2 protein-coding genes are annotated in these 1,946 nt (G+C 69.6%); both read left to right on the top strand.

Features of this window, described 5'->3' with window-relative positions; translation table 11 throughout:
- A partial coding sequence (locus tag VGO20_RS18305; RefSeq protein WP_327503814.1) for a hypothetical protein occupies window positions 1–331 on the top strand: 331 nt, incomplete at its 5' end.
- Between the two features lie 497 nt (window positions 332–828).
- A partial coding sequence (locus VGO20_RS18300) for a DUF1835 domain-containing protein (RefSeq protein ID WP_327503813.1) occupies window positions 829–1,946 on the top strand: 1,118 nt, incomplete at its 3' end.

Genomic DNA, 1,946 nt, shown 5'->3' with positions numbered 1-1,946 from the left:
CACATTGTCCGCCGCCCGCGAGACCGGCCACGCCGCCATGTTCGAGCGCCTGGAGGCCTGGCTGTCCCACCTGGTCGAGCACTCCATCGCCAACGGCCAGACCGGCCACGCGCTGCGCGCGATCGACCGGCTGATGCAGCTCCACGGCATGAACGGCAAGGGCAACGGCCGCCTGCCCGCGATCGAGTTGGCAAAGCCCACCCCCGTCCCGATCCTCGACGACCTCGACCTGACGGCGATGCTGCCGTCCGTCGTCGCCGAACTCGCCGCCGAGCCGCCCCTGAACCGCCGCGAGCGCCGTGCCCTCAAGTCGATGACGCGCCGGAAGTAGCATTTATCCCCTCTCCCAGCGGGAGAGGGAGGGGCCCGCCGCGTAAAGCGGCGGGAGGGTGAGGGGGTATGCCCTCGCCATTACTGAACTATTCTCACCCCTCACCCTTCCCATGCTTCGCATGGGCCCCTTCTCTCTCCCACAGGGTGAGGGAATATTCCCGCATGTCTTTCCGACAAAAATCCAGAACTCCCTCCCCCGCAGGAGAGGGAACTTTCCGCCATCGGCCAGGGCTGTGCCGCCCCCACCCCCACACGACCCCCACACGACCCACACAAACCCCCACAAACCCCCACGCTGTCACCAAGCGCTCAGGGAAATCCTGCGCCAAATCCCCTTGACACCGGCTGCGCCATCCGAAGAATCCGAGGCGGGACTGGTCGGTCCCGCCATGTCCGCGGAAAGGGCTGCGCCCGCGACTCTGGAGCAAGGTTCTCGAGCCATCGTCCCTTTTCCTGTCTGCCGGCGGACACGGACGCGAACGGAAAGGGATTCCGATGACCGACCGCACCGCGCGGACGCGCGCCCCGTTTCGCATCGACCTCGACCAGCAGAGAAAGCGCGCCAAGGACCTCTATCGGGCGCTGCGCGCAGACGCCCCCGACGCACGGGCCCGGTTCCAGGCCCATCATCCCCGCGCCCCGCTCTTCGATCCCCGTCTTGCCGACGCCCAGCTCGTCGTCGCTCGCGAACTGGGCCTGCCGAGCTGGCCGCGGCTGCGCGCCCATGCCGACGCGCTGGCGCGCGCCCGGGCCGCCATGCGGTCCGGCAGCTCCGCCCCTGATGGCGACCGCCCGACCCTTCATCTGCGGTGCGGGAGCGACATCCGGCAGACCTTGACCGAGGCCGGCTTCACCGGCGACTTCCTGGAATATTCGGACCCGCTGTGCCAGGGGCCCGTGACCCGGGACGCCGACCTGTCGGCACTGCGCGCCCGCTTCATCGCCGAGGCCTACGGCGCCCCGCTCGGCCTGACCGAGACGGCGGTCGCCGAGAAGCTCCGCGGGGAGCAGGAAGGCCTGGCGCTCGCCGCCGGGCAGTACGAGCGCGTCGTCCTATGGATGGAGCATGACAACTACGACCAGCTCGTCCTCGTACGCTGCCTCGCCCATTTCCGGCGATACGGCCCGCCGCCCGTGCTCGAGCTCGTCTCGATCAACCACTTCCCGGGCTCGGCGCGCTTCATCGGGTTGGGCCAACTGCCGCCGGAGGCGATCCGCATGCTGTGGGCTCGCCGGCGCGCCGTGGATGCCGCCGATCTGGAGATCGGCCAACGGGCCTGGGATGCCTTGCGAAACGACGATCCCAGGGCGCTCGCGGCCGTGGCGCGGACGGACGGGACGGGGCTTCCCGACTTGGCCGCGGCGCTCCTGCGGCATCTGCACGAACTGCCGTGGACGCGGGATGGGCTGTCGCTTACCGAACGCCTCACGCTGCAGTCGCTGGAGACCGGCAGCCGGACCATCGGCGAGGCGTACGCACATCTGATGCGTGAAAGCGAGCCCCTGCCCTCGCTCGGCGACGTCATGTTCCTGGCCGTGGTCGAGGCCATGGACCGGGCGCGCGAACCGGTCTTCACGATCAACCGGACCGGAGGGCCGGAGAACGCCGATCT

The sequence above is a fragment of the Arenibaculum sp. genome, assembly GCF_035998295.1.
Lineage (GTDB): Bacteria > Pseudomonadota > Alphaproteobacteria > Azospirillales > Azospirillaceae > DASYHS01.
The sequence above is the reverse complement of the archived record's forward strand: the minus strand, read 5'-3'. Positions and strand labels throughout refer to the sequence as shown.